We start from the raw sequence: 13,996 nt of genomic DNA, 5'->3' as shown, positions 1-13,996 counted from the left end.
GTCAGCGTCCGCGCATGAAGAGGGCATCCAGTTCTTTGATGGTGATCTGCCGCCACGTCGGTCGGCCGTGGTTGCATTGGTCCGAGCGGTCGGTGGTTTCCATTTGGCGCAGCAGTCCGTTCATTTCATCGACCGTGAGGCGGCGGTTGGCGCGCACCGCACCGTGGCAGGCCATGGTGCCGAGCAGTTCGTTCTGGGCGCGTTGGATCACGGTGCTGGCCTCGTGTTGTGCCAGTTCGGCAAGCACGCTGCGTGCCAGTTCGGTTGCGTCGCCCTGCACCAGGGTGGTGGGTACGGCCCGTACGGCCAGGGTTTTGGGCGAGAACGGGGTGATCTCTAGGCCCAGCGTGGCCAGCGTCTCGGTATGGGCTTCGGCGGTAGCCACCTCTTGCGGCGTGGCGGCGAAGGTCACCGGGATCAGCAGCGGCTGGCTGGTGATGCGCGCATCCACCAGCTGGGTTTTGAGGCGCTCGTAGACGATGCGCTCGTGTGCGGCATGCATGTCCACGATGACCAGGCCCTGGGCGTTTTCGGCCAGAATATAGATGCCTTGCAGCTGGGCGATGGCGCGGCCCAAGGGCCACACCTCCGTAGATGCGGCCGCGGGCAAGGGCTGGGCGGGCGTGGTTGCTGGCGGGCGCACGGCAGCGGTGGGCTGGATCGGCCAGAGCGCTTCCATGTCCGACACACGGTGTGTTGTCGACGTGATGGGTGCTACAAACTGCATAGCTACTTGTGTAGGCAGTACCTGGGCTAGCGGCCTATTTTCTTTAAAAAAGTCGGGTGCTGCTACATTGGCACTGACTGGTACCGCCAGGGCTGCAGCCGCCGCACGCGGGGCCGCCAGGGCCGCATCCACCGCGCGGCGCACGGCCTGGTGCACTTCGCGGCTGTCGCGAAAGCGCACTTCGATCTTGGTGGGGTGCACGTTCACGTCTACCCGGGTCGGATCGATTTCCACATACAGCGCGTAGATCGGCTGGCGCTGGCCGTGCAGCACGTCTTCGTAGGCGCTGCGGGCGGCGTGGGTGATGACTTTGTCGCGCACGAAGCGGCCGTTCACGTAGGCAAACTGCTGGTCGGGCCGGGCGCGGGCGGCATCGGGAATGCCGACCCGGCCCCAGACGCGCACGGCCTGACCGCCGTGATCGCGCATGCTGCTCAGGTGGTCTACCGCCACCGAGCGGTCGGCAAAGTCGTCGCCCAGCACGTCACGCAGACGGGCGCTGATGGCATCGATGTTGTTTGGGGCCGAACAGGCGCGCCATTGCTCGACCAGTTTGCCCTCGTGCCAGATGGCAAAGCCCACGTCGGGCCGGGCCAGTGCGTGGCGGCGCACGGCTTCCACGCAGTGGGACAGTTCGGTGGCATCGGTTTTCAAGAATTTGCGCCGCGCCGGGGTGCTGAAGAACAGTTCTTTCACCTCCACCGTGGTGCCGGTGCTGCGGGCCACGGGTTTCAACTCGCCACTGCGGCCATCCAATAAAAAAGCATTCGATTGGCCGCTGGCGCGCGACAAGATTGCCATGTCAGCTATGGAGTTGATAGCGGCCAGGGCTTCGCCGCGAAACCCCATGGTGCCCACCGATTCCAGGTCCTGCAGGTTGCTGATCTTGCTGGTGGCGTGGCGTTTCAGGGCAATGGGCAGCTCTTCCATGGGGATGCCGCCACCGTCGTCTTCCACCGCAATCAGACGCACGCCCCCGGCCAGCAGGCGCAGGGTGATCTGGGTGGCGCCCGCGTCCAGCGCGTTGTCGACCAGTTCGCGCACCACCGAGGCAGGGCGCTCCACCACTTCGCCTGCGGCAATCTGGCTGATGAGTTCGTCGGGTAGCTCGCGGATAGTGCGGCGGGGAGGGGTGGGGATGGGTGCATTCACCGCTTGATTTTAGGGGCCGGGCGCAGCCGGTAGCGCCACGGCCCCCGATAGACCTACACCGGCTGGTGCTGGCCGTGGGAGCCCTGGGGGCGGGGGTTGTCCAGCGTCAGTTCGGGCTCCACGTACCCGGCATCCAGCTCGCGGTCGCAGGCCTTCTCCCAGATCGACACCACCACGCAGGCCACGGCGTTGCTGATGGTGCTGGTCAGGGCGCGTGCTTCGGACATGAAACGGTCCACACCGACGATCAGCGCCAAACCGGCCACCGGCAGGTCGGGCATCACGGTCAGCGTGGCCACCAGGGCAACAAAGCCGCTGCCGGTCACGCCCGCCGCGCCCTTGGAGGTCAGCAGCATCAGCCCCAGCATGGCACCGATCTGGCCCCAGCTGAGTGTGATGTCGCAGGCCTGGGCGATGAACAGCGAGGCCAGCGTCAGGTAAATGGCCGTGCCGTCCAGGTTGAAGGAATAGCCGGTGGGCAGCACCAGGCCGACGATGCCTTTCTTGCAGCCCAGGCGCTCCAGCTTCATCAGCAGGCGTGGCAGCACCGGTTCGCTGGACGAGGTGCCCAGCACCACCAGCAGCTCTTCGCGGATGTAGCGCATCAATTTCCACAGCTGAAAGCCATGCATCCGGGCCAGCAGGCCCAGCACCACCACCACGAAGAAGATGCAGGCGGTGTAGAAGGTGCCGATCAAAAAGCCCAGCGAGCCGATGGATTTGATGCCGTAGCGCCCCACGGTAAAGGCCATGGCCCCAAACGCCCCCACCGGGGCCAGCCGCATCAGCAGGCCAAACACCGAAAACAGCATTTCCGAGAAAGCTTCAATCGCCTCCAGCACCGGCTGCCCGGCACGGCCAATACGGCTCAGGCCAAAGCCGCACAGCACGGCCAGTAGCAGCACCGGCAGCACCTCGCCCTCGGCAAACGCACCAAAGAAGGAGTGCGGAATGATGTGCATCATGAAGTCCACAAAGCCCTTGGGCGGCTCCTTGCCGCCAAACTTGGCGGCCACGCCGGGGTCGAGCAGCTTGGGGTCGATGTGCATGCCCGCGCCGGGTTGCAGCAGCAGCACCGCCGCCAGCCCGGTGAGCAGTGCCAGGATGGTCAGCACGTAGAACAGGCCCATGGACTTGAGCAGGGTTTTGCCGATTTCCTTGGAGTCGTTGAGCGAGGTGATGCCGCTGACAATGGTGCAAAACACCACCGGCGCAATCATCATCTTGACCAGCTGGACGAAGCCGTCGCCCAGGGGCTTGAGGCTGGCGCCAAATTCGGGCCAGTAGTGGCCCACGGTGATGCCCAAGGCCAGGCCGATCAAGACCTGGACATAGAGCAGTTTGAGTAATTTTTTGACTTGCATGTTTGTCTCCTGGTATTGGTTTTAGTCGCGCAGGTTGGCCAGCACCTGGTCCACCATCACCCCGGCCTGGCCCAGGTAGTTGGCGGGGTCGCAGAAGGCATCGAGCTGCGCACGTGACACATGGGCGTTGATCTCGGGGTGGGCGGCCAGAATCTCGACCAGCGGACGCTGCTGTTTCAGGGCTTTGCGGCACAGCTCGTAGACTAGGTCGTGGGCGTATTCGCGGCCAATGAAGGGGCCCAGGCCCATCATCACGGCCTCGGACATCACCAGGCCATGGGTCATGTCGATGTTGCGGCGCATTTGCACGGTGTCTACCTTCAGCCCGGCCAGTACAAACTTGGTCTGTTTGAGCGCACCCGACATCAGGCAGAAGATTTCGGGCAGCGACACCCATTCGATCTCCCAGGGGCCGGTGGAACGCTCGTGGTCGGCCACCATCGCGTCCATCAGCGCGGCGGCGTGCTGGCGCGCCACCGAGATGTTGGCGTGGATGTACAGGCAGGAGATGGGGTTGCGTTTTTGCGGCATGGTGCTGGACGAGCCGCGGCCCGGGGCGTAGGGCTCGAACACCTCGGCCACTTCGGTTTGCATCATCAGCTTCACGTCCATGGCAATCTTGCCCAGTGAGCCGCCGACCAGGGCCAGGAAGGCCCCCACTTCGGCGATGGTGTCGCGCACGGTGTGCCAGGCGATGGGCGGGCAGGCCAGGCCCAGCTCGGCCATCAATCCGGCTTGGGTTTCCATCGCGCCTTTTTCCAGCGAGGCCAGCGTGCCCGCCGCGCCGCCAAACTCGCCCATGAACACGCGCGGCTTGAGCTGCTCCAGCCGCTCGCGGTGGCGCTCGATACCGGCCAAGATGCTGGCCATCTTGAAGCCGAAGGTGATGGGAATCGCCTGCTGCAGATTGCTGCGGCCGATGATGGGCGTGTCGCGGTAGGTGCGCGACAGGTGGGCCAGAGAATCCGAGATGGCTTTCAGATCTGCCTCCACCAGCGCCAGGCCTTCGCGCATTTGCAGCACGGTGGCGGTGTCGGTGATGTCCTGGGTGGTGGCCCCCCAGTGGCAGTACTCGCCCAGCTTGTCGCGGCAGTTGGCGTTGATCTGGTTGACCACGGCGATGGTGGGGTAGCCGATCTGCTCGGTCTTGGCCTTGAGCTGGGCCCAGTCGATCATCTTTATATTGCAGTTCTGGACGATCTCGTCCGCCGCCTCTTGCGGAATGATGCCGAGTTGCCCCTGCACCTTGGCCAGGGCGCGCTCAATGTCCAGGTACTTGGCGGTGCGGTTCTCGTCGGACCAGACGGCGCGCATTTTTGCGTCGCTGAAGATGTCGCCAAAGATGCGCGAGTCGATGATGGATGCCATGGGGTTGTCTCCTTGATTAATAAGTAAGGGAAGTGGTTGCCAGCAGGCGCTGGGCTTTGAGCAGCACGGGGCGGTCGATCATTTTTCCGTCCAATTGCAGCGCGCCCGAGGGGTTGGCGCTGTAGGCCGCTTGCACACGGGCGGCCCAGGCCAGGTCGACGGCGCTGGGGGCCAGGGCGGCGCGCACGGCGGGGACCTGGCTGGGGTGGATGCACAGCTTGGCGCTGAAGCCCAGACGCTGGGCGTGGGCCATGTCTGCCGCCACCACAGCGGCATCCAGCGCCACCGTGACCCCGGCCACCGGGGCGGGCAGGTTGGCGGCGCGGCTGGCCAGGGCGAGGTGCACGGCGGCCATGTCCAGCGCCGGGCTGTCGCTGGGCAGGTCCAGATCCAGTGCGTAGTCGATGCTGCTGAATGCCAGACGGGCCACGCCGGGTGCGGCTGCAATCGCCTCCGCCCCCAGCAAGCCGCGTGCGGATTCAACCAGCGCCAGCACCGTGCCGCTGTGGGCGGTTTTGACATCCGCTATTTGCGCAGGCGACTCGGTCTTGGCCAGCATCACGCAGGGCAGGGCGCAGGCGTATAGCAGGGCGATATCGTCGGCGTAAAACGGGCTGTGGGCATCGTTGATGCGCAGCAGCACGCGCGATGTGTCTGCCGTGGCATGCCATTCGGCAAAGGCGCGGCGGGCTTGCGGCTTGTCGGCGGGCAGCACGGCATCTTCCAGGTCCACGATGATGCGGTCGGCCCCGCTGGCCAGGGCCTTGGCAAAGCGCTCCGGGCGGTTGCCGGGCACAAAAAGGTAGGTCTGGGTCATGGCTTACACCGTGCCTACGCTGCGCAACGCCGCGACCTGCTCGGCGCTGTAGCCTTGGCCTGCCAGAATCGCCGCCGTGTGCTGGCCCAGCGCGGGCACGGCATCCATGCGCGGCGCGGCGGTGTGCCAGGAGCCGGGCGGCAGCAGGGCGGGGACGCGGCCCTGGGGCGTGTCCACCGCGGTCCAGCGGTTTCTTGCCTGCAGTTGTGGATGGGCCCAGACCTCGGCCATGCTGTTCACCTAGGCGTTGGCGATGCTGGCCTGCTCCAGCCGCTTGACGACTTGCGCGGCGGTCAGGGTGGAAAAGGCTTGCACTATCAGTTCTGAGAGCTCAGCGCGGGCCGCGCTGCGTTTGGAATTGCTGGTGAAGCGTTCGTCCGCGGCCAGCGCCGGCTGCAGCAGCACCTGCTCGCAAAAGCCTTTCCATTCGCGCTCGTTCTGCAGGCCCAGCATCACGGTTTTGCCGTCGCCCGCCGGGAACGGGCCGTAGGGGTAGATGGTGGCGTGGCTGGCCCCCGATCGAGGTGGTGGGGCGGCCCCGTCGAACGCGTAGTACAGCGGGTAGCCCATCCATTCGGTCAGCGACTCCAGCATGGACACGTCGATGTGCTGGCCTTGGCCGGTTTGCTGGCGCTGCATCAGCGCGGCCAGGATGTTGGTGTAGGCGTACATGCCCGCCGAGATGTCGGCAATCGACGGCCCGGCTTTGGAGGGCGTGTCTGGCGTGCCAGTGACGGACACAAACCCGGCTTCGCTCTGGATTAGCAGGTCGTAGGCCTTTTTGTCGCGGTAGGGGCCGTCTGCACCGTAGCCGGAGATGTCGCAGACGATGATGTTGGGGCGCACTTTGCACAGCGCCTCATACGACAGGCCCAGTCGGGCGGCCGCGCCGGGGGCCAGGTTTTGCACCACCACGTCGGCTTCTTCGGCGATCAGGCGCAGCAGGATTTTTTGCGCTTCGGGGTCTTTCACGTCCAGCGTCAGGCTTTCTTTGGAGCGATTGGTCCAGACGAAGTGCGAGGCCAGGCCGCGCACCCTTTCGTCGTAGCCACGGACAAAGTCGCCCACGCCGGGGCGCTCGATCTTGATGACGCGGGCCCCCAGGTCGGCCAGTTGCCGGGTGGCAAAGGGCGCGGCGATGGCGTGCTCCAAGGTGACGACGGTGATGTCTTTTAACGGTTGCATGCTGTTCTTCTTATTCGAGAGTTGCGGTGGCATCCATGGTCAGGAAGCCCTGGTGGTCACGGCCCCACAGATGGATGGTTTTGCCGTCGGCCGACGGCGCGCCGTGAACCGAAAACGGGTGGATGTCGAAGGTGGGCCGCACCGCCTTGAAGGTGAACTGCAGTACCCGCGCCTGCGGCATTTGGCGGCGCAGCAGGTCCATCAGCAGGGTGGCGATCAGCGGGCCGTGCACCACCAGGCCGGGGTAGCCCTCGACGGTGGTGACGTATTGGCGGTCGTAGTGGATGCGGTGGCCGTTGAAGGTCAGGGCCGAGTAGCGGAACAGCAGCACGTCGTCGGGCACGATGGCGCGGCTCCAGCGTGCCGTGGCCGGGGCCAGAGCGGGGGGCGGTATCACGTCGTCTGGCGAGGCAGCGGCGCGGTAGACGATGTTGTGGTGCTCGGTTAAAGCGACTTCGCTGCTGCCGTTGCGCCGTACTTCGTGGCGCACCTTGACGAAGACCAGGCTGCCGGTGCGCCCCGTTTTCTCTTGCACGTCGGCGATAGTGGAGGTGCGCTCCAGCGTGTCGCCCACCAAAATGGGCTGGTGGAACACAAAGTCGCTGCCCGCCCACATGCGCCGGGGCAGCGGCACCGGGGGCATGAAGCCGCCGCGTTGGGCGTGGCCGTCGGGACCGATGTCCGACTGGCGGTGCAGGGGCAAAAAGTACAGCCAGTGCCACAGGCTGGGCAGGGGTGTGCCGGGCGCGGGCCGGTCGGCGGGCCAGTCCAGCGTGGCGGACAAAGCGGCGTAGGGCGTGGGGGTGGCGGTGTCGGCCACCGTCTCGCTGCGGCCTATCCAGTCGGCTAAGTTGTGTGTCTCCACTGCGCATCCTTTTGAGTGAATGCCGCAATGATCCGCACCGGGGGACTATCCGCCAAGTGCAACTTTTAATACCATTCCTGCATGGCACGCATCAATTTTGATTTACAGCAGCTGCAGGCCTTTGTGGCCGTGGCCGAGCGCGGCAGCTTCCGCGCGGCCGCCGACCAGATCCACCTGTCGCCCCCGGCGCTGAGCCGCCGCATCGACAAGCTGGAGACCATCCTGGGCCACCGTCTGTTCCACCGCACCACCCGCGAGGTGGAGCTGACCAGCCTGGGCCGCGTGTTTCTGGAGCGCGCCCGTTCGGCGCTGGACGACCTGGAATCGGCCTTGCTGGGCATCACCGACCTGGCCCCCAGCCGGGGCGGGCGGGTCACGGTGGCCTGTGTGCCGTCGGCAGCGCTGTATTTTTTGCCGGTGGCGCTGCGCAGCTTTTTGGAGCAGTACCCGGCCATCCGCATCCGCGTGGTAGACGAGAGCGTGAACCAGATGCTGTCGAGCGTGATTTCGGGCGAGGCCGACTTTGGCATCGGTTTCATGAGCACCCAGGTGCCCGAAGTGGCGTTTGAGCCCATCCACGACGACCCGTTTGTGCTGGCCATGCCGCGCAGCCACGCGCTGGCCGACCGCAAGGCCATCCGCTGGGCCGAGCTGGGTGCAGAGCGGCTGATTTCGGTGGCCCGCAGCAGCGGCAACCGCCAGTTGCAAGACGACGCATTGGCCAAGGCCGGCGTAAACCCCAGCTTTGCGTTTGAAGTGAGCCATGTCGCCACCCTGCTGGGCATGGTCGAGGCGGGCCTGGGCCTGGCCGCCGTGCCCCGCATGGCCTTGCCGCGCCAGCACCCCAGCCTGGTCGGCGTGGCCCTGCGCGACCCGCCCATCGTGCGCAAGCTGGGGCTATTGACGCGGCATGGTGCCAGCCTGCGGCCCGCGGCAGAGGCGTTTCACCGGCATTTGCGCGATGCGCTCATGCGCAGAAAGCCAGTGGATGTGCTCCCGAATCCATAGCAACAAGCCTAACCAATAATTGCGCTAGGGCCGTATTTGGTAATACATGCCCAGATGGCCCCAGCGAGATTGTTTACGCCAAGTAGCGCGGTGCGGGCTGGCTCAGCGACAGATTCGGCCCCAGCTTGGCGCGGGCCGCACCCAGGGCCGCCCAGTCGGCGGCATCGGGCAGGGACGGGATGGTGATCAGCTCGTGGCGGTCCAGCCCAACCAGCGCGGCATCCACCAGTGCACCGGCTTCCATCACCATCCCGGCCGGAAAGTGGGCCAGGTCCATGCCGGCACGCTCCCAGATTTCGGTGCGCGTGGCACCGGGCAACACGGCCTGCACCTGCACGCCGTGGGGGCTGGCTTCGGCGTGCAGGCTTTGCCTCAGGCTGAGCACATAGGCCTTGCTGGCGCTGTAGCTGGCGTTGAAGGTCTCGGGGGCCAGGGCCACCACCGAGGCGATGTTGACCAAGGTGCCCCTGCCACGCGGCACAAAACTGGCCAGCGCTGCTGCCGACAGCCGGGTCAGGGTGACCACGTTGAGCTGCACCATGGTGTCTACGCTGTCGATGTCCGATTCCGCCAGGGTGCCGTTGCTGGCGACACCCGCGTTGTTCACCAGCAGGGTGATGGCGTCGTCGCTGCGCAGGCGCTGCTCGATGCGGGCCACGTCGGCTTTGGCGGTCAGGTCGGCGGGCAGCACTTCGACCTGCACGCCGTGGACGCTGCGCAGCCGGGCAGCCAGGGCTTCGAGCCGGGCCACGTCGCGGGCGACCAGCAGCAGGTGGTAGCCGCGCTGGGCCAGGCGGTCGGCGTAGACCGCGCCGATGCCGGTGGATGCGCCGGTGATGAGGGCGGTGCCGAGAGAAGAGTGGGTCATAGTGTGCTTTCAGAAGTGGATTTTATATGACGGTCGTCATGATTAAATTATATGTTGATCGTCATTTAAAATGTCAAGCATTCTTATTTTTTCTGAGAGGACGACCATGAAAGTCAGCCGCGAACAAGCCGTTGAGAACCGTGAACGCGTGCTGGGCGTGGCCGCGCAGCTGTTCCGCGAGCGGGGTTTTGACGGGGTGGGCCTGGCCGACATCATGAAAACCGCCGGGCTGACCCACGGCGGCTTTTATGGCCAGTTCAGCTCCAAAGACGATTTGCTGGCCCAGGCCAGCACCCGGGCGTTCGAGGGCGGCACGGCCTGGTGGCAGCAGATGGCAGCCGATGCGCCGGACCAGCCGCTGCAGGCCGTTAGCGCGGCCTATTTGTCCACGGCCCACCGCGACCAGCCCGGCCAGGGCTGCTGGGTGGCGGCCTTGGGCTCCGAGGTGGCGCGCCAGTCGGCCCCGGTGCGCCGCGCGGTGACCGAAGGCATCCAGGTCATGGCCGCTATGCTGGCGCAGTGGATGCCGGGCCGCTCCAAAGCCGCCCAACGCGAGAAGGCGCTGGCGACCTATGCCGCCATGGTGGGCGCGCTGGTGCTGGCACGGGCGGTGGACGATGCGGCCCTGTCGGAAGAGATTTTGCAGGCCGTGGCGCGTACCACCTCAAAAATGTAGTGTGCTATATAAAAAGTAGCTTCTCATGCTGGTTGGATAAGCACCGGAGGCCTTTTTTATAGGTAGTCAAGGTTTGACGGTGTAGGGCAACAGCCGGGCTTGCGATGCGGTCAGCAAATCCGTCATCGCCTTGGCCGCAGCATCGGGTTCGTGCGCCAGGATGTGGCGGTGCACGGCGGCGTGCAGGTCCAGGTCTTCGCTGGGGCGGGTGGCGTGGCGCAGCAGCATTTCGGACGACACCCGCAGGGCCGCCTTGATGCCGTTGCCGATGGTGATGAACATGCCGTTGCGCGACACCTCGATGATGGTCATGTGGAAGGCCAGGTCGGCCTCGGCGGCGGCGCGTACCTCGTTGGTGGTGTAGGCGGCGGCCAGCGCGTGGTAGCGGCTATCCAGCAGTTGCATGTCGGCGGCGTTGCCTGCCTGGGCGGCCAGAAAGCAGGCGCGCGGCTCGAAGCACAGGCGCATCTCGTAGATGTCTTCGATGATCTTGGTGTCGAACTGGGCGTGCAGCCGCCAAGCTAGCACGTCGCGGTCCAGCAGGTTCCAGTCGGCAAACGGCAGCACCCGCGTGCCGATTTTGGGCGACACGTCGATCAGCCGCTTGCTCGATAGCTGTTTGATGGCCTCGCGCACGGTGGTGCGGCTGACGCCGTAGGCGCTGCACAGGTCGCTTTCTACCGGCAGCACGTCGCCCGGCAAAAATTCACCGCCCACGACGCGCATGCCGATGATTTTGGCCACCTGGGCGGTCATGGTGCCGACCAGCGGTTCACGTTCAAACATGCGGTTTCCTTTTGGGGCATCGCGTGCCCCCTTTTTATTTGCGGCCTGTTGCCGTCGTCACGATCACGTTCCACGATCCGGGCTTGAGTTCTGCCAAGATGGTTTCGCCGTCTACCTGCACGTGGGGGTTATTTTCGGGCACAACGGTGTTGGGCGCGTCCTTGGTGTTGGTGGCCTTCATATTGCTGTGGTGCAGGGCCAGCGCGTGGTCCAGCGTGCGCGTGGTGCCGAGGCCGCGCAGCTCGATGCGCAGCTGCATGCTCTCGGTGAGGTGGCGGTTTAGCGCAAACACCGTGGTGGTGCCGGTGGCTTCGTCGTCCACCACGCAAGCGCAGAGGTAGGGGATTTCGGGGTGGCTTTTGGCCTCGTAGCTGGGCGAGTCGATCACCGGACGTAGCACCTTGCCGTGGGCAAAGCGGGTGGCCTGGGCAAACGGGTAGAAGATGGTTTGGCGCCAGGCTGGGCCACCGGGCTCGGTCATGATGGGGCCGATCACGTTGACCAGTTGCGCCAGGCAGGCGACCTTGACGCGGTCGGCGTTGTTCATCATCACGATGAGCGCGCCGCCCACCACCAAAGCATCTTCGGTGTTGTAGATTTCTTCCAGCAGGCGCGGCGCTTGCGGCCAGCCGGGCTGGCGCAGGTCGTTGATGGAGCGGGCCTTGTACCAGACGTTCCACTCGTCAAACGACAGCATGATGCGCTTGGCCGAGTGCTTGCGCGCCGCCACGCCATCGGCCACGGCGACGATTTCCTTGATCGACTGGTCCATCTGCTCGATGCAGCCAAAAAACTCGGGCGTAGAGTCGCCGCGGTTCTCGAAATAGGTGTGCAGCGAGATGAAGTCCACGTCGTCGAAGCAGTGCTCCAGCACCGTGTCTTCCCACTGGCCGTAGGTGGGCATGTTGTGCGCCGACGAGCCGCAGGCGGCGAGCTGGATGGTCGGGTCCACCAGGCGCATGAGCTTGGCGGTTTCGTGGGCGATGCGGCCGTATTCGTCGGCGGTTTTGGAGTAGATCTGCCAAGGGCCGTCCATCTCGTTACCCAGGCACCAGAACTTGATGCCGTGCGGGGCCGCCACGCCGTGCGACTTGCGCAGGTCGGACAGGGCGGTGCCGCCGGGGTGGTTGCAGTATTCGATGAATTCACGGGCTTCATTGGGGCCCCGCGTGCCCAGGTTCACGGCCCACATGGGTTCGATGTCGGTGGCGGCGCACCACTCCATGAATTCATTGGTGCCGAACTGGTTGGTCTCGGTGGAGGCCCAGGCCAGGTCCAGGCGCACCGGGCGGTCTGCGGCGGGGCCGACACCGTCTTCCCAGTCGTAGCCCGATACAAAGTTGCCGCCGGGGTAGCGCACGATGGTGGGGCCGAGTTCGCGGGTCAGCTCCATCACGTCGCCGCGAAAGCCGCGTGCGTCGGCCGTGGGGTGGCCGGGTTCATAGATGCCGGTGTAGACCGCGCGGCCCAGGTGTTCGACAAAGGTGCCGAAGATGCGCCGGTCAAGTTCGGAGACGGCGAAGTCGCGGTCTACGACCAGGCGGGTGGAGATCATGGTGTGCTTCCTGTGAAAAAAAGGGGTTGGGGCCGCCATCGCGGCCCCGGGGCGGTGGATGGGCTTAGCGGACGGTAGACAGTAGCTTGTTGACCCGTTCTTCGGCCGACTTTTGCACTGCGTCGATGGGCTTCTTGGTCAGCAGCATGTTGACCATTTCTTCGCCGACGATGGCTTCGATAGCGCGCTGGCGCGGCACGTTGTTGGGCACGGACACGCCGATGCTGCTGATCTCCAGGATGTTGCTGCGGAAAGGCAGCTTCTTGAAGTCGTCGCGGGCGGTGGCGGTGGTGTTGGCGGGCAGGTGGCCGGTACGGGCCCACTCGTAGTCACGGTCCCACAGGAACTTCATGAAGGTCAGCGCGGCTTGGCGGGTCTTTTCGTCTTTGGCGCCGCCCTTGAGCATCACCCAGCTGTGGCCGTCGGCAAACGCGGCTTTCTTGGCGTAGATCTTGGCGAATGGCACGACCGAGTAGCCACCATGCAGGGGCGAATCGGCTTTTTCGGCGGCATCGACAAAGTCGCCAATCGTCCAGGTGCCGACGATGTGCACACCCACGTCACCGTTGACAAAGGCCTGGTTGCCTGCGCCGTAGTCCAGATTGGGTTTGATCAGGCCTTCGGAGTAGAGCGTGTTGGCCAGTTCCAGGGCATTGCGCACGGGCTTGGAGTGCATGTCGATCTGCTTGCCATTGGCGGCGAACAGCGTGCCGTTTTGCTGCGCCACCAAGGTGACCAGGCTGCGGAAGTTGCCAGCCACGTCGGCAGCAGGCCAGCTCATGTAAGGCTTGCCGGTGGCGGCTTTGAACTTGCGGGCCTGGGCCAGCAGCTCTTCGGGGCTTTGCGGCAGGATGACCGAGCCGTCGGCCTTGGTCAGCCCGGCCTTCTTCATCAGGTTGCCGTTGATGTGCCACAGCCAGGACCAGGTGTCGAAGGGCAGGGCGTAGGTTTTGCCGCCGATTTGCGTGCCCTTTTTGGCCTGTTCGCTGAACTGGTCGGTACTGATGCCGACCGACTTGAAGCCTTCGTCCAGCGGCTCCACCAGCTTGCGGGCCACGTAGTCGCCGAGTACGGACTCGTGCATCACGGTGATGGTGGGCACGTCTTTGGCCACGATGCGGGCGCTGAGCTGGTCGTAGTATGGATTCCACTCGGCAATTTGCGGTTTGACCACAATGCCGTCTTTGTTGGTGGCGTTGAATTCATTGATCAGCGTGGTGATGATGCCGCACTCGCCATGCGCCTTGCTGGCATCCACGGCTTTGCCGTAGTCGGCATCGCAGGCACCAAAGAAGCGGGCCACGGTGATCTCGGTCTTGGCCTGCGCCGCGCACAGGGCGCTGCCGGTGGCCAGGGTGATTGCCACCAGGCTGGCGGCAATGGTTTTCAGTCTCATGCTTGTCTCCTCTTTGTCAGGCCGAAGCCATTTTTTGGATGTGCAGCGGATCGGCGCTGCCCCGTTGAAACCTTTGGAACGTGCTTTAGGGCAATGCTGAACAAGGCCATTCAAAATGGCTCTTCCGGGGTACTGATAACAAGAATGCGCCGAATCCGGCCAAAACGAGTCGTTTTCTAACCCCTTGGGGCTAGGTTCGCGGGCCTTTGGGCCCACTTTGCGCCCCTAC

Annotated in this window: 11 protein-coding genes and 1 pseudogene; 2 read left to right on the top strand and 10 right to left on the bottom strand. The window is 64.8% G+C overall.

Features of this window, described 5'->3' with window-relative positions; all coding sequences use genetic code 11:
- Position 1 precedes the first annotated feature (1 nt).
- From mutL to Q0T48_RS01220, 6 genes and pseudogenes are all read right to left on the bottom strand, one after another.
- Positions 2–1,879, bottom strand: coding sequence for a DNA mismatch repair endonuclease MutL (gene mutL / locus Q0T48_RS01245; RefSeq protein ID WP_295951270.1), 1,878 nt, complete (start codon positions 1,877–1,879; stop codon positions 2–4).
- A 53-nt stretch (positions 1,880–1,932) separates the two neighbouring features.
- Entirely contained in the window at positions 1,933–3,243 is a 1,311-nt protein-coding gene (dctA, locus tag Q0T48_RS01240) for a C4-dicarboxylate transporter DctA (RefSeq protein WP_295951268.1), read from the bottom strand.
- A 21-nt stretch (positions 3,244–3,264) separates the two neighbouring features.
- The gene (gene pcaB, locus Q0T48_RS01235) at positions 3,265–4,611 is read right to left on the bottom strand and encodes a 3-carboxy-cis,cis-muconate cycloisomerase (protein WP_295951265.1); all 1,347 of its coding nucleotides are present in this window, start codon (positions 4,609–4,611) and stop codon (positions 3,265–3,267) included.
- Positions 4,612–4,627: 16 nt separating this feature from the next.
- Complete coding sequence (locus tag Q0T48_RS01230) at positions 4,628–5,428, bottom strand: CoA ester lyase (protein ID WP_295951263.1); 801 nt, start codon at positions 5,426–5,428, stop codon at positions 4,628–4,630.
- A 3-nt stretch (positions 5,429–5,431) separates the two neighbouring features.
- A pseudogene (locus Q0T48_RS01225) lies at positions 5,432–6,613 on the bottom strand (CaiB/BaiF CoA-transferase family protein).
- Positions 6,614–6,623: 10 nt separating this feature from the next.
- Positions 6,624–7,478 (bottom strand): MaoC family dehydratase N-terminal domain-containing protein, encoded by an 855-nt coding sequence (locus tag Q0T48_RS01220; protein ID WP_295951260.1) that lies wholly within the window; start codon positions 7,476–7,478, stop codon positions 6,624–6,626.
- 81 nt (positions 7,479–7,559) lie between these two features.
- Here Q0T48_RS01220 and Q0T48_RS01215 point away from each other — a divergent pair, with 81 nt between their 5' ends.
- On the top strand, positions 7,560–8,486 hold the full coding sequence (locus Q0T48_RS01215) for a LysR family transcriptional regulator (RefSeq protein WP_295951257.1): 927 nt from the start codon (positions 7,560–7,562) through the stop codon (positions 8,484–8,486).
- 73 nt (positions 8,487–8,559) lie between these two features.
- On the opposite strand, the gene Q0T48_RS01210 is transcribed toward Q0T48_RS01215, so the two are convergent.
- Positions 8,560–9,354, bottom strand: coding sequence for an SDR family oxidoreductase (locus tag Q0T48_RS01210; RefSeq protein ID WP_295951254.1), 795 nt, complete (start codon positions 9,352–9,354; stop codon positions 8,560–8,562).
- A gap of 106 nt (positions 9,355–9,460) precedes the next feature.
- Between Q0T48_RS01210 and Q0T48_RS01205 the strand changes: the two genes are divergently transcribed.
- The gene (locus Q0T48_RS01205; RefSeq protein ID WP_295951252.1) at positions 9,461–10,030 is read left to right on the top strand and encodes a TetR/AcrR family transcriptional regulator; all 570 of its coding nucleotides are present in this window, start codon (positions 9,461–9,463) and stop codon (positions 10,028–10,030) included.
- Positions 10,031–10,096: 66 nt separating this feature from the next.
- Here Q0T48_RS01205 and Q0T48_RS01200 read toward each other — a convergent pair whose 3' ends face one another.
- The 3 genes from Q0T48_RS01200 to Q0T48_RS01190 form a co-directional block, all read right to left on the bottom strand.
- Complete coding sequence (locus Q0T48_RS01200) at positions 10,097–10,816, bottom strand: FadR/GntR family transcriptional regulator (RefSeq protein ID WP_295951251.1); 720 nt, start codon at positions 10,814–10,816, stop codon at positions 10,097–10,099.
- 34 nt (positions 10,817–10,850) lie between these two features.
- A complete protein-coding gene (locus tag Q0T48_RS01195) occupies positions 10,851–12,371 on the bottom strand; it encodes an alpha-N-arabinofuranosidase (protein ID WP_295951249.1) in 1,521 nt (506 codons plus the stop codon).
- A gap of 64 nt (positions 12,372–12,435) precedes the next feature.
- On the bottom strand, positions 12,436–13,767 hold the full coding sequence (locus Q0T48_RS01190) for an extracellular solute-binding protein (protein ID WP_295951247.1): 1,332 nt from the start codon (positions 13,765–13,767) through the stop codon (positions 12,436–12,438).
- Between the last annotated feature and the right edge of the window lie 229 nt (positions 13,768–13,996).

The sequence above is a fragment of the Rhodoferax sp. genome, assembly GCF_025354435.1.
Classification (GTDB): domain Bacteria; phylum Pseudomonadota; class Gammaproteobacteria; order Burkholderiales; family Burkholderiaceae_C; genus Rhodoferax_B.
The sequence above is the reverse complement of the archived record's forward strand: the minus strand, read 5'-3'. Positions and strand labels throughout refer to the sequence as shown.